The following is a 20,254-nucleotide window of genomic DNA, read 5'->3' on the forward strand; positions in this document are numbered from 1 at the left end:
AAGGTGGGCAACAAATGTCCAATGTAAGGGCTCCAGGCTAACTTCTTCGCTTGCCACTGGCGTAAGCAGACGGCAATACGTGATACATGTCCTTGAAATGACGAGCGAAATATTTGGGGTTATTGAAGCCAACGCGATAGGCTATTTCCGAAACAGACAGCTGGCTTTTCTCCAGAAGTTGCGCGGCATGTTGCAAACGAATGGTGCGAATAAGTTCTAAGGGGGATTTGTTGGTAAGTTCCTGCACCTTCCTGAAAAACTGAGCCCGGCTCACGCCCAGTTCGCGACTTAAATCCATCACCGTCAGTTCACTGTCGGATACGTTGTTTTCAATTGCCTGGACCACGCGATGAATAAATTGTTCGTCGAGCGAGGTAACCTGGATTTCACTTGCCTTGATTCCGTTCTTCCTGGCAAACAATGCATGCAGATTTTTCCGGGCTGAGATCAGATTCCGGATCCGCGACTCCAACATCGCGAAACTGAAGGGCTTTGGGATATAGTCATCGGCCCCTACTTCAAACCCTTCCAGCCGCTGCTCCTCACCCGAGCGGGCAGTAAGCAGGATCACGGGTATATGCGATACACGCTGATCGGATTTAATTTTTTTGCAAAGCTCAATTCCATTCATGCCCGGCATCATCACATCGGTTACGATAAGGTCCGGGTATTGCAAAATCGCCATTTTCCAGCCGTCCTCTCCATTCGCAGCTTCAACAACAGCATACCATGTTTTAAGATTATCCCTCAAATAGAGACGAAAGTCTTCGTTATCTTCTATCAACAGGACCAATGGCTTATCTCCTGACTCCAGTATATCGTCTTTTGGAGCATCGATCGCTGCATTTACGGGCACACGTATTGTTTCATAAACAGCGTGAACCAATTTCCTCAGCGGCAACACCACGATAAAGCAACTTCCTTTCCCCACTTCACTTTCCACCCGGATCGTGCCCCCATGGATGCGCACAAATTCCTTTGTGATGGCCAGGCCGATGCCACTCCCCTGGTTCGCAAGAGAGTTGGGTAAGTCGTCTTGAAAGAATCGTTCGAAGATCTGCTCGTGTTTCTCGGCAGGAATACCGATTCCCGAGTCCTTCACAGTGATCTCTACAATACTGTTTTCGGACGCATCGTTAACCTCTACAACTACTGCAATCACGCCGGCGTCCATGGTAAACTTGAAGGCATTCGAAAGGAGATTAAACAAGATCTTTTCGACTTTGTCGTGATCGAAGACGGCGTCAAGGGAAGAGGTGTTTGATTCGAATGTGAGTCGGATACTTTTTTTCTCAGAGAGATCAGCAAAGGAAGAAACCGTTTCACGAACAAACCGGATGATATCACCCTCTGACGGATGAAAGCGAATATCACGAACCTCCATTTTTCTGAAATCGAGAAGTTGATTGACGAGATTCAACAATCTCTTGGCATTTTTCTGAATGAGATCAATATTTCTCCGCTGTGCCGGGTCAACGACCTGTTCGCTGAGTTTTTCCAGTGGAGAAATAATCAGCGAAAGTGGAGTTCTGAATTCATGACTCACATTGGTAAAGAACTTGGTTTTTATTCTATCTAATTCACGCGACTGCATGGCCTCTTCCTGTTGTTGCTTAATGGCCAACTTCATTCGCTCACGTTGCTGAATAAGATTACGCGCTATGGCCAGAAACAACAGCAGAATGAGCAGGTAAACGACAATAGCCTTTGTGGATTTCCAGAGCGGTGGAAGCACTTCAATGGGAAGTGAAATGCCTTCCTCATTCCAGAGCCCGTCATTGTTTGAGGCCATAACCCGAAACACATACTTACCTGCATCCAGGTTGGTAAAGGTAACTCTCCGATTGCTTGCGTCTGCTACCAGCCAATTCTGGTTAAATCCTTCCAGTTTGTATTTATACCTGTTTTTGGAGGGCTGTATAAAGTTGAGCGCGGCAAATTCTATCGAAAAAACATTGTCACTTGCCCTCAACACGATGGTAGGATTGGTCGTGATAGAAGACGACAACACGAAGTGTTCACCATCCGGACTTCCCGGCCGGATGCTTCGGTTGAACAATTGAAAATCGGTCAGGACAAGCCGTGGTATCGTTTTGTTATGCCCAATGTCTTCTGGTCTGAAAATATTGAATCCATTAACTCCGCCAAAGACAAGCTCTCCACTTCTCGTCCGGATGGAGGCATCTTCATTGAACCGCTGCCCTTGCAGACCGTCGAGTTCGGAGTAGTTGGCGAACTCAAGCTGGATGCGACCGTTTTTAGACACTACCGTAGCACACGACAGTCCGCTCGGTGTTCCCAGCCACAACCTGCCGGCTGCATCCTCTTGCATAGACATGATGGCATTATGAGGCAATCCATCTTTCTCGCTAAAGCTAACAAACCGATTGGCCTCCTTCTGCCATAGACTAAGTCCCCCCTGCGTTCCTATCCAGATCCTCCCCTTGGAATCTTCCAATATACCTCGAATCGCATCGCTTCGAAGGGATGCAGGATTATTGCGCTCTGATCCTAAATGCATGATACTTCCGGAATCCTTCATGAGCACATCAATGCCGACGGAGGTTCCAAACCAAATGTTGCCCTTTGAATCCTCAAAGATCGTTGAGATGTATGGCGAGTAAAGGGCTTTTTGCCCGGGGTGATAGAAGCGGGCAAAGGTGCTGTTTTTTCTGTTAAAGAGGTTAAGACCCCCATCAAGCGTGCCAACCCACAGCCGGTGTTCTGAATCTTCAAAAACTTCCCACACACTTTTACCGGAAAGGCTTGTGGAGTCATCGGCATGGTGTTGGTACCGGGTAAATGTCTTGCCATCATAACAATCTAATCCACCAAAGAAAGTTCCTATCCAAAGCTTGTTCTCGTGATCCAGACACAAACTAACAACAACATCGCTACTCAGGCTATGAGGGTTATTTGGATCGTGTTTGTAGCTGGTAAAGCGTCCGCTATGCCTGTCAAAATAGATCAACCCGTCACCGTTTGTCCCAAGCCACAGGTTACCTTTCTTATCTTCAACAAAACGATTGATATCTTCAAAAGGCAAAGCATACGGTTTTGAGTGTCGACTATAAGTCGGGAAACGCATCATGCTTTCGTGAAAGAAGTTCACACCTGTTTTATAGGTGCCCACCCAGATTATACCATCTTCATCTTTAAACATAACGGCTGTCGAATTCTCGCTCAGCGTTTCGTTCGTTTCTGAATCATGCAAAATGTTTTCTGTTGCAAAATTCTTTTTGTTGAGAATATCGATGCCCTCGCTGCCATAAGAAATCCAAATATTGCCTTTATTATCCTGAACGAGGCCAGTTATCAAGTCGTCTCTTAGTGCTACAGGTTTGGATTTTTTTTCAAAGTGGCTTACGCTACGTTGCGCTGCGTTATAATAAAACACCCCTTCATCTGTATTGGACCGATAACACCAGATATCTCCATCTTTGTCGATCATCAATTTACATTGAAGATACTGACCTTTACCGGATGACTCCAATGGAGAAAAAGAGATTCGATCAACTACGATAAGTTTCCCTTTTTCGAACAAAATATGCTCTGCAACTCCATTGGAATGCGCTATCCAGTAACTTCCATCAGGGTGAGGCACAACCGAAGTGACGTTGTTGGTCATGATGGTGGCCGTATCGTCATCAAGATGCCGGAACGATCGCGTAGTTTTTTTTTCCTCATTGTAAAGCACCAGCCCATTATCCGTTAAGAGAAACCAGTAGTTACCTGCTTTGTCATGAACGATACTTATGAGGGAGCGCGGGTTTGCAATTGAATATCTCCTGAGGAATCGAAAATCCGTTGAGAACGTTTCGGTCGCAGGATTATAAAAGCAAAGTCCAACGGATGTCTGGACGCCAAGCATTCCACCGGGTGCTTCGTATAGCTGCACCACATCATCGTTAAAAAGAGAAGTAGAGTCGGATGGATCGTTTCGGTATACTTTTAGCGAATAACCGTCGAAACGGTTGAGACCAGACTCAGTTCCTATCCACAGAAAACCGGCCCTGTCCTTATAGAATGTTTTTACATAGTTGTGTGACAAGCCCTTCCGATCATCGATGCGGACAAAGCGATTTTCTTGTCCAAATGATTTAATAGCCGGGTGAATCACCAGAAATATAGAGGCAAGCAACACTGCCCCAAAAAAAACACGCTCTCTCACGACTTCACTTGAATGGTTGGTTAAATCAAAATAAATGTAAATTGATATACGGCGACGGCCTTACATCAATATTTGAACGGAACTCCCCTATCGATATAGCTACCCTACCAGGGAACGACCAAAGAGCCAGATCGCTGGTCCAAAACCGATTCGATACATCAAAATCGGAGGCGAACAAGGCTATCGTATCCAAACACTTTCCTGGGTAGTACCTGGATTTTTTTGGCTCTAAGTAAAGATACAACTTAATGTCATTCAACCCTGAGGATCCCGAACGGAACAGAATTCCAATCGAGCAAGAAATCCATTTTGAATTTGCCGCATCCCAACGGGTAAGCGCCTCCAGCATCTGTGCGACAGTAAATATCGCCTGATGTTTTATGACTTATGATTCCGGTTACAAAACCGCCACCCCCCAGCGCTACGTTGCCCCAGGTATAGGTTTCCGTTTGAGACCGTCCTGCCAGCGGAGAAACTAAGAAAAGTAAAGTAAATTGATTCCGCACTCATGTGGGGGTTCCAAAAATCCCGGATTAGGTCATGAAAAGTCTACCACAAGGCAAACAGCAGTTTTTACACCGATTGCAAAAATATATTCTGACGAAATACCAGTACTATAAACAACAGACAGCAGCATACCGAATTCAATGTCAGAGTCTGGCCCAAGTCCTGTCAGCTTGGCAATGCTGAATGTAGCACCCGCACAGCACGGAGAGCCCGTCACGGTTGGCGCATTTACAGCACAACAAGACCTTAAAAGTGTGAAGCAGTATAAACATCTCGCTGTATCCGGTGAGCATGATCGCTCATACCGTCTTAGGTCACAACCAAAGACAACGCCCAACTCAGAAATTTCAAAAGATATCGATTATTCGCCCGTAAAAAATGGCTATATTCGATAGCCCACCCAATCGTCCATAGCTATGCAAAAAGGATCTATCGAACTTTTACCTGTGATCGAAGAAATCGCCAAGATTGGATGTTATGAGACTGATATGGAAACTGGTACTTGGATCGGATCTGAAAACTTCATAGAACTCTTCGGGCTAGAGAAGAAACCAAGATATAGTGTCGAAGAATTTCAAGCCCTCGTCCATCCCGACGATTTTCAATGGGTGATGGAATATTTTTCCGACTGTCTTAAAAAGAAAATTGATTTCAATTGCCAATATCGCTGCATTAAAAGCAATGGCGAAATTATTTATGTCAATAGTAGAAGTAAAATCTATTACAAGCCTGATGGCTCCCCTGAGAGAGTGATCGGCGTAAAACAGGACATTACTGCAAGCAAACAAAATGAAATAAGGCTTCACCAACTTAACGAAAACAACAAAAGAAAAAATGAAGTCCTCAGCATGGTGGCTCACGACCTGAATGCTCCACTGAATAGGTTAAGCGGGCTGGCCAAAATATTCCAAGATGTTCTTGACACTAGTTATAGCGAACTGATCGACCTGCACGAACAGATGTGTGTGTCGGCCAAAACGATTATTGCGGAATTGATTGAAATAGCCGAATTGGAAGATGAGTCTTACACATTAAAAAAAGAACGCCAAGACATTAACAAAGTCATTCTTCAATCGATTAATATATTTAAGGCAATCGCAGAAGAAAAAAAAGTAGGTATCGTAACGGATTTCACTCCCCAGTGCGAAGCAATGTTCTGTGCATCCAAAATCGCCAGAGTAATCAACAATCTTCTTTCAAATGCAATTAAATTCTCTCCGGAAAATAAGAGTGTCCATATAACGACTCGTAAAAATGAAAAATCGGCATTCATCATCATAAGAGACCAGGGAATTGGAATAAGTCGCGAGCACCTTCCCTTTGTTTTTGAGAAGTTCTCAAAAAAACTTCGCAGACCGGGTACGAAGGGAGAACAATCTACCGGTCTGGGTCTAAGCATTGTCAAACAGATTATCGATTTACACAATGGTGAAATACAAGTGACCAGCCAGGAGAATGACGGTACCACAATAGCAATTCAGCTTCCATTTTCTGGAGACGGGGAATAGAAACATTTTGCCCCATTTTGAATCATTTATGTCAATATGCAGTGAAGTATATCAGCAACATCAAGAAGATCGTCAATATCTGCTTGAAAAATGGATGGCTCGACAGAGGACCCATTCATCGGCTACAAGTTGAACAAACGAGAAGGTTCCGGGAAATTCTAACGCAAGAAGAGTCTTGGCTGATTTAGGTTTTGGAGCTGCCGCGGCTTTTCAAACCGGCTCCGACTTAGACTCGGATTTTGGAAAGTGTGTTTTGTGGGTGGGCGGAGTACCGAGACGCTGATTTAGCTTTTCGAAGTACAGTTGATTACTTTCCGAATGGTGTCGTTAACTCTGATAGGTGTCCCACGAACTTCCATTGTTGGTACTCTTAACCACAAACTCGTGACTCTTGCGCAATGTATCCGCACGAGACGAAGTTCCTATTCGTTCAATCTTCGAAAAGTAATTTCTGTCTGAGATCATACCCTCGGTCTTGAAGACGAAAGGTTTTCGTCTCAACCGGCACCCATTTTCTAGCCCCATAAGGCTGGACTTTTAAACAAAGCATTTTCGGACTTTTAAACAAAGTCGAGGGCTTTGAGAGCTTCTACTTTTGTCTCAACAAAAACGAATTAACATCATGAGACAAAACAATTATCAGGGAGCGATGCAGAAACCGGTGGTTTCTGGGTTTAACGCCAAGTCAACAACAAATGAAGTAATTAACGGCATCGACCTTACAGGAAAAATCGCCATCGTCACCGGAGGTAATACCGGCATCGGGCTGGAAACGACGCGAACATTGGCAGCCGCTGGCGCCACGGTAATCGTGCCTGCAAGGGACATTGAAAAAGCAAAGCGTAATCTCAATGGCATTGCCAATGTAGAATTGGATGCAATGGATTTAATGAATCCTGATTCCATTGATGCCTTTGCTAAAAAGTTCATCGCTTCGGGCAGACCACTTCACTTACTCATTAATAATGCTGGCATTATGTGGGTTCCGCTACGCAAAGATATCCGTGGCATTGAATCGCAGTTAGCAACAAACTACCTGGCTCAGTTTCAACTTACAGCCAGATTATGGCCTGCACTTACAAAAGCAAATGGTGCGCGAGTTGTAAATGTTTCTTCGCATGGTCATCAGTTTGCACCGTTCAACTTTGATGATCCGAATTTTACAAACCGGGAATACGAAACATTACAAGGATATGGTCAATCCAAAACAGCTGTTAACTTGTTTTCGATGGAGTTGGACAGTCGTGCACAATCATCCAACGTAAGCGCCTACAGCGTACATCCAGGCTCTATCGCAGGAACCGAGTTAGGAAGAGAAGCATCATTGGAATTATTTCAGAAAATGGGATTCCTCGATGCAGATGGAAACCTCTTGCCAGAAGTCGCTGCCTCGTTAAAAACTATTCCCCAAGGTGCCGCCACCACCGTGTGGTGTGCCACGACTCCAAAGCTTAACACGATTGGAGGTGTTTATTGCGAGGATGGTGAAGTTGCTGAATTAGCTTCTGATACCATGATGTCTGCCGGAGTAAAATCATATTCATTAGACGAAGCCAGTGCCAAGCGCTTGTGGACATTGAGTGAAGAACTCACCGGCATCACATTCAAAATTTAATCACCTTCTTGACGACACTACTATGACAGGTTTTAAAAATAAAGTTGCTTTGATAACAGGCGGCAATAGTGGAATAGGATATGCAACAGCCAAAGCTTTGCGTGAAGCTGGAGCCGACGTGATCATCACAGGTCGAAGAAAGGAAGCCATTGAAAAAGCTGCCCATGAATTAAACGTAAATGGTTTAGTGGCAGATCAGTCCATATTGCCGGACATTGAAAAGCTGGCAGCAGAAGTTGCGCAGCAATTTGGTAAAGTGGATATATTACTGATCAATGCAGGTATTACAAAATTCGCAACCATCGAGTTTATGACGGAAAGCATGTTTGATGAAATCATGGATGTCAATTTCAAAGGCGCCTATTTTACATTGAGTAAACTCATTCCTTTATTGAATGACAACGCTTCGGTTATACTATTATCCTCCACGTCTGCCACCATTTCTCCACCAAGTGCATCGGTATATGCAGCAAGCAAGGCAGCATTGAATGCCGTAATGAAAATTGCTGCCCTTGAGTTAGCTTCGCGAAAAATTCGTGTAAATTCCGTCAGCCCTGGCCCTGTGGCTACGGAGATTATGAATAAAATTGGCCTGGATAAAAGTGTAGAGGAACAAATGATTGGCAGCATTCCGTTAGCGCGGTTCGGAAAAGCCAGTGAAGTGGCAGACCTGATCACATTTTTATCAGGAGAAAATGCCTCATTTATTACGGGTTCTAATTTTCTCATTGACGGAGGCCAATCCGTGTAACATAAGACTGCTGGGACCGGAATGAGCAGATAAGAATTGACTATTCACTTGCAGACATTGTTTGCTGAACATTAACTGAAAGACAAAATGGAATTTAAAGCAAAGTATATAACCGATGACATTAAACTTTCCTGGTATGAGGATAAGTTCTTTAAATCGGACATCATGTTCGATCATCACATGCTGGTCTGGTTTATCTCGGGGGAAACTAAAATCGTACAAGCCGATGCCTCGTACATTTTTAAAAAGGGAGACATCTTCCTGATTCCCAGAAACCAGTTGGCCACGATTATCAATTATCCGAAAGATGGTAGCCCCCATAAGACTGTTGTCATGCACCTCTCTACAAACAGGTTACGCGAATTCTATGCGAACCTGAATGTGAAACCAAAAGTATCAGAACAGCGAATTCTTCATTACAACAATCATCCGCTATTGGAAAGCTGCCTCTCATCTCTCATTCCTTACTTTGATATGAAAGAGCTGCCAAAGGAAATTGCTTCTTTGAAGATCACCGAGGCCATTAGCATTCTGAGAACCATCGATAAACGAATTGATAATGTGCTGGCGAATTTTGAAGAGCCTGGAAAAATTGATCTGGTTACGTACATGGAGAAAAACTTCATGTTCAACCTGCCTTTGGAAAAATTCAGTTATCTCACAGGAAGAAGTTTGACCACGTTCAAACGGGATTTCAGTAAGGCATTCAATACCACTCCTCAGCGATGGCTTACGCAAAAACGTTTGGAACTGGCACATTACCAGTTTGTAGAGAAGAAAAAGAAGCCAATCGAAGTATGTTACGAGGTGGGCTTTGAAAACCTCTCGCATTTTTCGCATGCATTCAAAAAGCAGTTCGGGTATGCACCCTCTGCACTGGTCGGCTAAAAGTTGAATAATCCCGAAGCCTACCATGCGCAGGGAATTCTAATGGTAAAGGTTGTCATGACATAAGGTTCGCTGCTGATCTCCATGGTACCCTCCAGTATTTCCAATGCTTTTCTAACCATAAATAGTCCAAGGCCATTGCCAATCGACCTTTCCGAACCGCGATAAAACATGTTTGATATTTGATCGATGGCCGATGGCGGGATGCCGGTCCCGTTGTCTACGACATTTACAACAAGGTGTTGATCATCGACGGCCAGTATACATTTGGCAAAAGCGTTGGCTTCACTTCTGAAAACAATGCTGTTCTCCATAAGATTGGTAATAATGCATTGCAGCAAACTCGCATCACCGGCAATGACCGACCCGACTTTATTTTCGAATTCAATATTTACAACGCCGTTGGTGTTCAGTCCCTCAATGGAGCTTTTGATTTCACGAATCAGGTCATCAACGTGAATATTTGCCAACGTACGCTGTGCGCGAAAAAGCGAACTCGTTTGATCCAGCCTTTTGAGAAGTCTCAGCATACGCGTTGAAGTCTTCTCAATACCTGCAAAGTACAGCGTCAATTCGTCTACGTCCTGTTGCGCCTTACCCAGGTGAGCCAAGCCGAGTATGGTGGCGATAGGCCCTCTGAGATCGTGACTGGATCGATAAAGAAATGTTTCAAGCCCTTTGTCTGTTTCAATAAGCTTCTTAATGGTGAGGGTTAACTCAGCCGTTCTGCTTTCAACCTGTTTTTCAAGGTTTGAATTGACCCGGCACAATTCTTCATTTGTAGAATTTACTTCTTCATAAGCCTGCTCCAGCTTAATATTCTTATCCTTGATTTCTTTCTTTTGCATCTCCACCAAATTGGTGCGTGCTTCAACGAGCCGTTCGAGTTTTATCTTTTGTTTGAGTAGCATTTTTGTACGGAAGTGAATAATAAATACGGTGAGTATAATAAGAACTATAGCGGCTCCGATTTTTGTCTCTAATCGTTCGTACCACCTGGGGATAATTATAATTTGGATGCTGGCTGCGTTTTCATCCCACTGTCCACTTCTGTTCAAAACACTTACTTTCAATGTATAATCACTTGCCGGCAGATCGGTATAGGTAGCCGTGCGACTAGCGTTCGCGTCGTTCCACGCTTTATCGAACCCTTCCAGATAGTATCGATACTTGTTTTCTTTAGGGAAGTTGAATTCAAGACATGAAAATTCAAGCGAGAAAACGTTTTGGTCTGCCTGCAGGGTTATTGATTCCGTTTGCGATATACCTTTGGTGAGAAGCCCGGTCTTGTCGTTGACTTTGACAGGTATATTAAAAAGACTTAGTTGTGTAAACACGACCCGTGCTTTGGTAGTGTCGTCCGTTATTTTCTCAGGACGAAAAATATTTAACCCATTGGTGCCGCCCATATAGAATGTACCGTCTGAGCTTTTCAGCCGGGCTCCTTCGTTAAATTCAGTTCCCTGCAATCCATCGGTTATCGTGTAGCTATACCCTACTGATGTTGACGGATCAAATTTGTGCATGCCATCACCGGAGGTAAACCATATATTGTGTGAATCCTCTTCGAGTATACTTGTGATCTTTTTTCCTTTGAAGCTATCATCGATTTGTTTGAAGTCAGACTTTTCAGGATCGAATAAAATCAATCCCTTATTACCAGTAGCTATCAAAAGCTTTCCGTCAGCGTTTATCTGGAAGTCTATGATTTCGTTGGTTGGTATACTTGTAGAGTCTTCCGGTATATTTAAAAATGGTTTGAATATCTTTGTTCGAGGATCGTAGCGGTAGATCCCATCCAATCGCGTTCCTATCCAAATGTTTCCTTTTCTGTCTTCCTTCAGACAATAAACCGGAGGGGTGGGTTTCGAGCCTCGGACAAGAAGAGGTTTAAATTCTTTTTTATCCCGGAAGAATTCATCCAGTGCTGCTAACTGGCCCGCATATATTCTATGGTGGCTATCTTGTAAAAGTGACCAGACGTGGTTCGTGCTTATGCTTGTTTTTTTGCCGGGTACATGCATATAGTGAGAGAAGCGTTCTGTTTTGGTATCAAGGTAATTAAGCCCCCCTCCAAATGTACCTGCGTATATGTTGTTCTTTTCATCTACCAGCAATGATTTTACTACGTTGGAGCGTATGCTGTTTTTATTGGTTGACGAATGCCGGTACGATGTGAATGATTTTGATTCCGGATCGAATTTATATAGCCCGGAGCCATCTGTTCCAATCCATATTTTTTGATGTTGATCTTCTGCAATTGCCAGAACTGAATTTTTTCCAATACTTTCCATAGCAAGGTCGAAGTATCGGTAGTGCTCGAAGCGCCTGCTGCCTCCATAGACAACTTGTATACCACCGCCATATAGGCCTAGCCAATATGTATTTTGCTCGTCCACAAATATGTTTACTATATTTCCATTGTGAAGGACCCTGTTTTGACTACCAAGAATCTGTCTGAATGTTCCGTTATCATCCCGTTTATATATCCCCGCACCATCGGTGCCAATAAGAAGTTTTCCATCTTTGTCTATGGCCAATGAGCTAATAATATCAGTGCCAAAAAATGGTTCGCCAGGGTCGTATGTGAAGCGATCGAATGTCGTGTCATTTTCGTCATCTAAGCGAAGTACTCCGTTGCCGTTCGTACCAAAGTATATAGCTCCTGTATGGTCTTGAACCATACAGATGATGGCATCATCAGGAGGCAAACCCCCTCTGGTTTCACTAGGGTATATAGTACGTTCTATACCTGTTGAACCCATAATGCAAATGCCATTGCGGGTAGAGGCCCAGATTTTTCCATTTCTATCTTCGAATAGTGCACCGATGGTAGAAAGTCCGGTACTGTCGCTTCGATGATCATATTTTGTTATGCTAAAGGTTTCAATATCTATTTTATAAATTTCACCAAACGCGCTGACCCAAAGTTGACGATGGTTGTCCTCCAAAAGATGAAGTATTGTATTGTGAGTGGCGCTCTTGTGAGACGGTTCTATCAGAAATCTTCTGAATGTTTCCGTTTTGCTATCATAAAGATTTAGACCATCGTATGTACCCACCCACAGCCTTTTCTTACTATCAAGAAACATGTTTTGAATGGCATTGTTGCTAATACTGGAAGAGTCATCATCAGAATGATTGAACTTGACAAATGAATACCCGTCAAATCGGTTAAGACCATTGCCGGTAGCAATCCACATGAAGCCCTCACTATCTTTGATTACGCACGCGATACTGTTTTGCGAAAGTCCGTTTTCCGTGGTTAAGCTATAGTTATAGGCGATAATGGGTGTAGCCAATTTCTCCTGGCTATATGCGTAGTGGGGTGATATAAACACAATCGATGACAGCAGTACAAGTAATGGGAGTGTAGAAATCTGTGGAGGCATTTACTAATTTATAACAAATTCCTCTACCCCGTATCTCTGTTAAAAGTCATTCGCAATGCGGCAGTCCAAATTTTATTCTCGCTTCGGGAGAAATCCTTGACACGCTATCGATACCGAATTTGCAGAAAACAACGGGGAATCTACATCGCACAAAGACTCAAAAAAACTAAAGTTAGGGGGATCCCTTGCCTGCGGCTTTATAGTGGTCTATACTGATAGCTTGTTACACGTTCCAACAAACTGGCGATTGGACTTCGTTTTAAAGGACAGGGAACGTGTATAGATTTAGGTTCTTATATATTCCTATACATCTATTTTTATACCTCTGAGAAAATTGGTTAGCCTACAGGTTGGGACACTGGAAAGATTGACCTGCGCACATTATTTTCTGATGTACAGTATTTCTTAAATTCTCTTAAGGCGCCGCGAGTAATAGCCAATATCGTTTACTAGTAGTTTACTAATGAAATAAAAAGCCTCGAATCAGAGTATATTCAAGGCTTTCCGAGGCCTCACGCGGACTCGAACCGCTGTAGAATCCGCCAGCTGACGGAAGAGCTCTGCCTCAATGACTATAAACAAAAAAAGTCATCCGCATTAGCAGATGACTTTTTCCGAGGTCTCGAGCGGATTCGAACCGCTGTAGAAGCTTTTGCAGAGCTCTGCCTAGCCACTCGGCCACGAGACCATTTTGCCGCTCGGGGCGCCCGGGTCGTTACCCGCCGCGTTTTCCCAAACTGTGTGCAAAACTAAAAAAAACGGGGGTGATTGCAACGGGGGTAGTAAAAAAGAAAGGTGACTAATTCAGTCACCTTTCCCTTCATTCTATCAGAAAATCCTTATTCGGCTTTCGCGTCGCCGCTGCCGCCCGACATTTTCTCTTTCAGGGCACTCAACGCTTCCAGGTCGCCCAACGTCGATTTCTCAGACTGTTGGTTGATGCTCTGGATGGTGTTGCCTTTTGCAGGGGCAGGCTTCTTCTTCGCCACGCCGCCAGCTACCGGCTTCTCTTCTTCGGCCGACCAGATTGCCTTGTGCGAAAGCACAATTCTTCTGTCGTCTTTCGAGAATTCCAGCACCTTAAAGTCGAGCGATTCGCCCACTTCGGTTTTCGAATTGTCTTCTTTGGCGAGGTTTTTCGCAGCGCAGAAGCCTTCAATACCGTAGGGGAGTTCCAACACGGCTCCTTTGTCGTTCTTGCTGATGATGGTACACTTGTGTACGGAACCAATTGTGAAGATGGTTTCGAAAGTGTCCCAAGGGTTTTCTTCCATGTGTTTGTGGCTCAGGGCCAGTCTGCGGTTTGACGCATCCAGTTCCAGCACTTGCACTTCCATGGTTTCGCCCACTTTCACAAACTCCGAAGGGTGTTTGATCTTCTTGGTCCAGCTCAGGTCAGACACGTGCACAAGGCCGTCGATGCCTTCTTCCAGTTCGATAAACAAACCGAAGTTGGTCAGGTTGCGAACAATGCCTTTGTGTTTGGTGCCTACAGCATATTTGCTGAGCACGTCCTGGCGTGTCCAAGGATCTTCGGTCAGTTGTTTGATGCCGAGCGACATCTTGCGCTCGTCGCGGTCCAGTGTCAGCACAACAGCTTCCACTTCGTCGCCAACCTTCATGAAGTCCTGAGGATTGCGCAGGTGTTGCGACCAGCTCATTTCGCTCACGTGAATCAAACCTTCCACACCGGGTTGCAGTTCGAGGAACGCTCCGTAGTCGGCCACGTTCACGATCTTGCCTTTCACTTTCGATCCTACCTGGATCTCTGTAGGCAGAGCATCCCAAGGATGAGGCGTGAGTTGCTTCATGCCCAGCGAAATTCTCTTCTTGTCGCCATCGAAATCGAGCACCACAACCTTAACCGTTTGGTCAAGCTTGAGCACTTCTTCAGGATGGTTAATACGTCCCCAGCTAATGTCTGTGATGTGGAGCAATCCGTCAACACCACCCAAGTCGATAAATACACCGAAGTTGGTCATGTTCTTGATCACACCTTCCAACACCTGACCTTTTTCGAGGTTGGTGAGGATCACTGCTTTTTGCTGCTCGAGATCTTTCTCGATCAGGACTTTATGCGATACTACCACGTTGTCGTTGGTGTAGTTGATTTTCACAACTTTCACTTCAATCGACTTGTTCACATAGATATCGAAATCGCGGATAGGCTTCACGTCAATTTGTGAACCGGGCAAGAATGCTTCGATTCCAAACACGTCAACGATCAGACCACCTTTGGTTCTGCGTTTCACAAAACCTTCAATCACTTCGTCCTTGTCAAGTGCAGTTTGCACATATTCCCAGCCCTTCACGAGTTTCGCTTTTCTGCGGCTCAACACAAGCTGGCCCATAGCGTCTTCGCGTTCTTCGATGAACAGATCAACTGCATCACCGATTTTCAGGTTGGTCATTTCCTTGAATTCAGCCAACGGCACAAGACCGTCCGACTTGAAACCGATATTGAGGATCACATCACGGTCGTTGATGCCTACCACAACACCTTTCACTACTTCGCCACTGTTCACCGACGTCACTGTGCCGGAGTACATTTGCTCCATTTCGGCACGCTTGTCTTTCGAGTAGCCTTCGCCAAAACCTTTCGAATCGAAAGCATCAAAATCAAATTCACCGGGAATTTGTTTTTCATACTTCGCTTTCTTCAGTTCAGAAACGGGGATGGCTTCTGTGGAGATTTCTTCTTTTTGAAGCGATTTGATTTCAGCCAAAGGATCTTCTTCGTCGATGTCGATCTTTTCGCCTTTAGCCTTCTTCGCAAGACCCTTAGCGTCGGGCGATTCCACCACTTTTCTAGGTCTTTCGCCTGGTTTTGAAATTTTTGCCATACTTGATTGTTTGCCCTTCCATACATGCTGCAGCCGGGCCCGCTGCACCACTTTAGTTTTACGTTACTGGCGCCCGTTTCCCGACAGGTCGGGAGGATGCACACAGCCCAGCTCGTTCGAGCGGGGTCGCAAAGGTAATAAGAATCAGCGAAATTTCAGCGTCAGCATCTTGAATATGTGGGCTTTAACACAACTTTTTTGCGGCCTTCCGCCAGTTTCCAACTGGCGGAACCGCGCTATCCACTGCAAGTCCGCCCCTCGCCCACCCCACCGCACTTCGGGCTTTCCGTTGCTATCGCTGGCCGGGGGCTCCAATGAAAGCTTCCCCAAAAGCAAAAAGTCCCCGTTTCCAGAGACTTTCGGCCATTGTGTGGGTAATGGTAATGTGGGGTTTGGTCTTAAGGAATGTCTTCCTGCTGAAGAGTGCCCATGGCATAGTTAATGAGCAGCCGCTGAAACATGAGGGTGAATTTAGCATTCTGAAAATCGCCCTGGGCTTTCACATAGGCCTGGTTGGCCGTGGTGAACTGCACAATGTTCGAAATGCCCAGGTCATAGCGCTCTTTCTCCATGTTGTATGACATCTCGGCGGCCCGAAGCTGCGCGCCCGACGACTCGTAGTTTGTCTTGGCATCGCTAAAGTTTTGATAGGCCCGCAGCACATCCGACTTCACGGTCACTTCTGCGTTTTTATGACGCACTTTCGCATTTTCATAGCTCACTTTTTGAAGCGCCGTCTGAGAGCGATAAAGGAAGCCGTTAAAGATGGGAATGGTCACATTCAAACCATAGCTCAACATGGTGTTGTCCTGTCTGAACTGTTCGTTAAACGAGCGGTTGTCTTCGCCATGGATGTAGTTGTAGCGTGAGCCATACGACGCCCCCGCATAGATGCTGGGATAGTAGTTTCCTTTCTGCGCCGAATAGCCATAGTGCGCGGCGCGTTCGGCAAACTCAGCCTGCTTCAGGTCACTTCTCCGGCCCATCGCCGTGCTATACATTTGGTCCAGGGCAGTGCTGTCGGCCACCAGGCTGTTAATGTCCCACTCCACGTTCTCCACTTCAAAGTAGAGCGATGGGTCAATCTGCAGGGTCAACGCCAGGGTGGCCAGGTCGTTTTTCAATTTGTTGCGCGAGCGCACCAGCAACAGCTCGGCGTTCTTCAGTTGATATTCCTGGTTAAACACGTCGGCTTCGGCCTTGCTGCCCAGGTCGGCTTGCGCCTTAATCTGGTCGCGTTGGGTGGTCTGGGTCTGCACATTTTCAAGGTCGATCTTGATCAGCTCCTGATCCAGCAAACACGTCAGGTATTGATTCGACACGTCGCGAATAACGTCCTGGTTCGAACGGTTCACCTGGTGCAGCTGGGCTTCGTTTGCGCTGTTGGCTTGTTTAAACTGGTTCACCACGCGAAAGCCGTTAAACACCGGAATGCTGGCGCTCACCGAGCCGTTCACGAAGTCAATCACCCCGTTCACCACCTCGCCTTTGTTTTGGTTAAAGGAGTTACCATCGTTTCTGTAGGCACTTCCGTTGCCCTGCACGCTGGGGCCAAGCTGCAACATCATGGCCGTTTTGTTCACCTGTGTGTAGTCCAGCTGATTTTTCTGTTGCTTCAGGGTCACGTTGTTCTCCAACCCAATCTTCACGGCTTCTTTGAACGACAATTTTGCAACCTTCGGTTGCTCTTGTGCCCGGGCCATATTGAAGATGGCACCGGCCATCACAAACGATAATACAATTTTCTTCATGCGTCTATTTAAACATTAACCGTTACACGTTCATCCGCCACAATCGCACCGTCGCCTACGCGCACAATGCGTTTGCCATAGCGGGCATTCTCTTCCGAGTGCGTCACCTGAATGATGGTGATGCCTTCGTCGTTCAGCTTTTTGAAGATCTCCATAATTTGTTTGCCCTGGTCCGAATGGAGATTTCCGGTGGGTTCGTCGGCCAGCAACAGTTTGGGTTGGCCCACAATGGCGCGGGCAATGCCCACCAGTTGTTGTTGACCACCGCTCAGTTGTTCGGGAAACAAATCTTTTTTGGCCACCATGTTAAAGCGGTCCAGCAGTTCGGCCACCATGCTTTTGCGTTGGGCGCCGCCCACACCTTTGTAGAGCAGGGGGGTTTCTATGTTTTCATACACCGTCAGTTCATCAATGAGGTGGTAGGCCTGGAAAATGAAACCGATGTAGTTTTTGTGCATGTCAGACTTTTGCTTCTCTTTCATCTTGTGCACGGGCTCGTCAAAGAAGTAATATTCTCCGGCCGAGGGTTCGTCCAGCATGCCGATAATGTTCATCAGCGTAGACTTGCCCGCGCCGCTGGGGCCCATAATGGTCACAAATTCGCCCTGTTCAACCGTGAGGTTAACGCCTTTGAGCACGAACGTCCGCTGAAACCGGGAGTCCACATACTTGTCAATGTCCTGTAGTTTAATCATGAAGTTGGGGTTTGTTATAAACATCGAATTCACCCCTCGGGCAGGCAGAAGCCAACAATAATGCCAAGGGGTTTTGTAGCCTCAGACGTGCAAAAAAGGCGCTTCCTGCGCGTTCACACGTCCGCTTGTGCAAAATGGTGTCCTTTTTCGGACAAGGCAACTTTGTCTGTGGTTTATTTGAACCCGCGGGCCATTGTCCCGGGACGCACCGTTCAAAACGGCCTTTTATGCTCCTTTCTCCTCCGTTTTTCCAAGGCTGGTCTTCCGACGATCTTACGACCATCTTTCGACGGTGTACGACGGTCGTTCCACTACCCTCCCGTTCCCGGGAAGCAGGGCTGAATGTTCAAAAAATGATGGGATAAAGAATCACGTCCACCCGGCGGTTCATCTGCATGCCCTGGTAGGAAGTGTTGCTGTAGACCGGGTTGTCGAGGCCCCAGTCTTTGATGGTGATCTTTCGTTCGGGAATGGCTTTTTGCAACAGGATCTGCTGCACGGCCTCGCTCCGCATCTTCGACAGCCATTCGTTATATTCCTTGCCGCCAATGGGGTCGGTGTGGCTAATCAACTGGATGTCGTATTTGTCCAGCATGTTGGGAATGGAGTCGAGCCAGGCATAGAGTTCGTCAATCTGGTTGTCGTCTACATAATAGCTGCCGCCACCAAAAAAAATGCTTTTGCGTATTTCGTCCTGCTGCTGCTGCGCCAGAAGCCTGCCCGAGTGCACGCATATCAACACGATGAGGAGAAGCCGCGATACCATACACTAAATTTAAGCAAGCACCACAACAAATGAAACGCCGCCGCCCGCGATTCTTGCCGGTTGTCAAAAAACGCAAGCTAAACGTTGCCGCGTTGTCGCCCTGCCCCTGCTATCAGAAGTCGCTGCGTTTGGGTTTGTTCTGCAAGATCAGTTCAATCTTGTTCATCACCTCGGGTGTCAGTTTTTCGCGGGCGTCCAGGGCTTTAAAGTTTTCCTGCAACTGCGATGTCTTCGAGGCGCCCATAATCACGGAGCTCACGTGTTCGTTCTTCAAACACCACGCAATGGCCAGCACGGGCATAGACACGCCCAGCTCTTTCGAAAAAGCGGTCAGCTTGCGGGCGCGCTCCAGGTTGGCCTGGGCCAGGGTGCGGTCTTTCAGCCACTCCAGGCCTTCAATGCCCAGGCGGGTTTCTTTCACAAAGCCTTCGTTGTATTTGCCCGACAGCACACCGCTGGCCAGCGGCGACCACACGGTGGTGCCCAGGCCCAGCACGGTGTAGAGGTGGTGATATTCCTCCTCCACCTTGATGCGCTCCAGCATGTTGTATTGCGGCTGCTCCATGGTGGGCCCAATCAGCGAATACTGCCGGGCCACGGTGTGGGCTTCCATAATTTCGGGCGCGCTCCACTCGCTGGTTCCCCAATATAAAATCTTGCCTTGCTGAATGAGGTTGTGCATGGTCCACACGGTTTCCTCCACAGGCGTTTGTTTGTCGGGACGATGGCAGAAAAACAAATCGAGATAGTCCAGCTGCATGCGTTGCAGCGATTGCTCGCAGGCCTCCACCACGTGCTTGCGGCTCAGCCCTTTTTGTGTAGGGCGCAGGTTGTCGCCCCCCAAACCAAAAAACACTTTGCTCGACACCACATAGCTGTCGCGTCGCCAGTTTTTCTTTTTCAAAATCTCCCCCATCACAATTTCGCTTTGCCCCCGCGAATAGATTTCGGCATTGTCAAAGAAGTTCACGCCGTTGTCATAGGCCACCGTCATCAGGTCGTCGGCCGTGGTGTCGCCCACTTGCTTGCCAAAGGTTAGCCATGAACCGAAGGAGAGGATGCTGAGTTGGAGGCCTGACTTGCCCAGTCGTTTGTATTCCATGATGGTTTGTTTTTGGATATGGGAAATTGGTGGTTGTTGGGATGTGGGGCAAGGGTTATGTCATAAATATTGTTCTTTTTGAAATTGATTGGCGCGGCGTTGTGTGTGATAGACGAGGGTTACTTGTTGGTTTTTTTGCGCATTTCATAGCCCGCTCAAGGGCCGCGGGGGCCCCGCATATTGCCATCAGGGCTAGATCCGATCCGCACATGCCACTGCCAGGCCAAAGATAGGATCAGGCCCTGATGGCAATATGCTGAGAGGG

General features: G+C 46.4%; 11 protein-coding genes and 1 tRNA gene. 4 read left to right on the plus strand and 8 right to left on the minus strand.

Translation table 11 applies throughout. The features are described from left to right. Positions 1-37: 37 nt before the first annotated feature. The gene (locus JI741_RS00050; RefSeq protein WP_202006562.1) at positions 38-4,171 is read right to left on the minus strand and encodes a two-component regulator propeller domain-containing protein; all 4,134 of its coding nucleotides are present in this window, start codon (positions 4,169-4,171) and stop codon (positions 38-40) included. A gap of 923 nt (positions 4,172-5,094) precedes the next feature. Here JI741_RS00050 and JI741_RS00055 point away from each other — a divergent pair. The 4 genes from JI741_RS00055 to JI741_RS00070 all read left to right on the plus strand — a co-directional run bounded on the left by JI741_RS00055 (position 5,095) and on the right by JI741_RS00070 (position 9,440). Further along, positions 5,095-6,186, plus strand: a complete 1,092-nt coding sequence (locus JI741_RS00055; protein ID WP_202006563.1) for a PAS domain-containing sensor histidine kinase — start codon at positions 5,095-5,097, stop codon at positions 6,184-6,186. Between the two features lie 622 nt (positions 6,187-6,808). Continuing rightward, positions 6,809-7,801: an SDR family NAD(P)-dependent oxidoreductase gene (locus tag JI741_RS00060; RefSeq protein WP_202006564.1), complete on the plus strand. Its 993-nt coding sequence runs from the start codon at positions 6,809-6,811 to the stop codon at positions 7,799-7,801. Between the two features lie 22 nt (positions 7,802-7,823). After that, the gene (locus tag JI741_RS00065) at positions 7,824-8,552 is read left to right on the plus strand and encodes an SDR family NAD(P)-dependent oxidoreductase (RefSeq protein ID WP_202006565.1); all 729 of its coding nucleotides are present in this window, start codon (positions 7,824-7,826) and stop codon (positions 8,550-8,552) included. A gap of 87 nt (positions 8,553-8,639) precedes the next feature. After that, entirely contained in the window at positions 8,640-9,440 is an 801-nt protein-coding gene (locus JI741_RS00070; RefSeq protein WP_202006566.1) for a helix-turn-helix domain-containing protein, read from the plus strand. A 20-nt stretch (positions 9,441-9,460) separates the two neighbouring features. On the opposite strand, the gene JI741_RS00075 is transcribed toward JI741_RS00070, so the two are convergent. The 7 genes from JI741_RS00075 to JI741_RS00105 all read right to left on the minus strand — a co-directional run bounded on the left by JI741_RS00075 (position 9,461) and on the right by JI741_RS00105 (position 19,989). Further along, complete coding sequence (locus JI741_RS00075; protein ID WP_202006567.1) at positions 9,461-12,742, minus strand: ligand-binding sensor domain-containing protein; 3,282 nt, start codon at positions 12,740-12,742, stop codon at positions 9,461-9,463. Positions 12,743-13,449: 707 nt separating this feature from the next. After that, positions 13,450-13,520, minus strand: a tRNA-Cys gene (locus JI741_RS00080). 151 nt (positions 13,521-13,671) lie between these two features. Further along, positions 13,672-15,675 carry a 30S ribosomal protein S1 gene (gene rpsA / locus JI741_RS00085; protein WP_202006568.1) on the minus strand — a complete coding sequence of 668 codons (2,004 nt, stop codon included), beginning with the start codon at positions 15,673-15,675 and terminating at the stop codon, positions 13,672-13,674. Between the two features lie 398 nt (positions 15,676-16,073). Further along, complete coding sequence (locus JI741_RS00090) at positions 16,074-17,426, minus strand: TolC family protein (RefSeq protein WP_202006569.1); 1,353 nt, start codon at positions 17,424-17,426, stop codon at positions 16,074-16,076. A gap of 8 nt (positions 17,427-17,434) precedes the next feature. Then, positions 17,435-18,121, minus strand: a complete 687-nt coding sequence (locus tag JI741_RS00095; RefSeq protein WP_202006570.1) for an ABC transporter ATP-binding protein — start codon at positions 18,119-18,121, stop codon at positions 17,435-17,437. A 346-nt stretch (positions 18,122-18,467) separates the two neighbouring features. Then, complete coding sequence (locus JI741_RS00100; RefSeq protein ID WP_202006571.1) at positions 18,468-18,887, minus strand: OmpA family protein; 420 nt, start codon at positions 18,885-18,887, stop codon at positions 18,468-18,470. A gap of 112 nt (positions 18,888-18,999) precedes the next feature. After that, positions 19,000-19,989 (minus strand): potassium channel beta subunit family protein, encoded by a 990-nt coding sequence (locus JI741_RS00105; protein ID WP_202006572.1) that lies wholly within the window; start codon positions 19,987-19,989, stop codon positions 19,000-19,002. Positions 19,990-20,254: the final 265 nt, after the last annotated feature.

Source organism: Chryseolinea lacunae (assembly GCF_016735595.1).
Taxonomy (GTDB): Bacteria; Bacteroidota; Bacteroidia; order Cytophagales; family Cyclobacteriaceae; genus Chryseolinea; species Chryseolinea lacunae.

Bases quoted from the DNA above. Each gene is read 5' to 3' on its own strand.
- JI741_RS00065 (WP_202006565.1), top strand. From the start codon at position 7,824: ATGACAGGTTTTAAAAATAAAGTTGCTTTGATAACAGGCGGCAATAGT.
- rpsA (WP_202006568.1), bottom strand. From the start codon at position 15,675: ATGGCAAAAATTTCAAAACCAGGCGAAAGACCTAGAAAAGTGGTGGAA.
- JI741_RS00070 (WP_202006566.1), top strand. From the start codon at position 8,640: ATGGAATTTAAAGCAAAGTATATAACCGATGACATTAAACTTTCCTGG.
- JI741_RS00060 (WP_202006564.1), top strand. From the start codon at position 6,809: ATGAGACAAAACAATTATCAGGGAGCGATGCAGAAACCGGTGGTTTCT.
- JI741_RS00090 (WP_202006569.1), bottom strand. From the start codon at position 17,426: ATGAAGAAAATTGTATTATCGTTTGTGATGGCCGGTGCCATCTTCAAT.
- JI741_RS00100 (WP_202006571.1), bottom strand. From the start codon at position 18,887: ATGGTATCGCGGCTTCTCCTCATCGTGTTGATATGCGTGCACTCGGGC.
- JI741_RS00055 (WP_202006563.1), top strand. From the start codon at position 5,095: ATGCAAAAAGGATCTATCGAACTTTTACCTGTGATCGAAGAAATCGCC.
- JI741_RS00095 (WP_202006570.1), bottom strand. From the start codon at position 18,121: ATGATTAAACTACAGGACATTGACAAGTATGTGGACTCCCGGTTTCAG.
- JI741_RS00105 (WP_202006572.1), bottom strand. From the start codon at position 19,989: ATGGAATACAAACGACTGGGCAAGTCAGGCCTCCAACTCAGCATCCTC.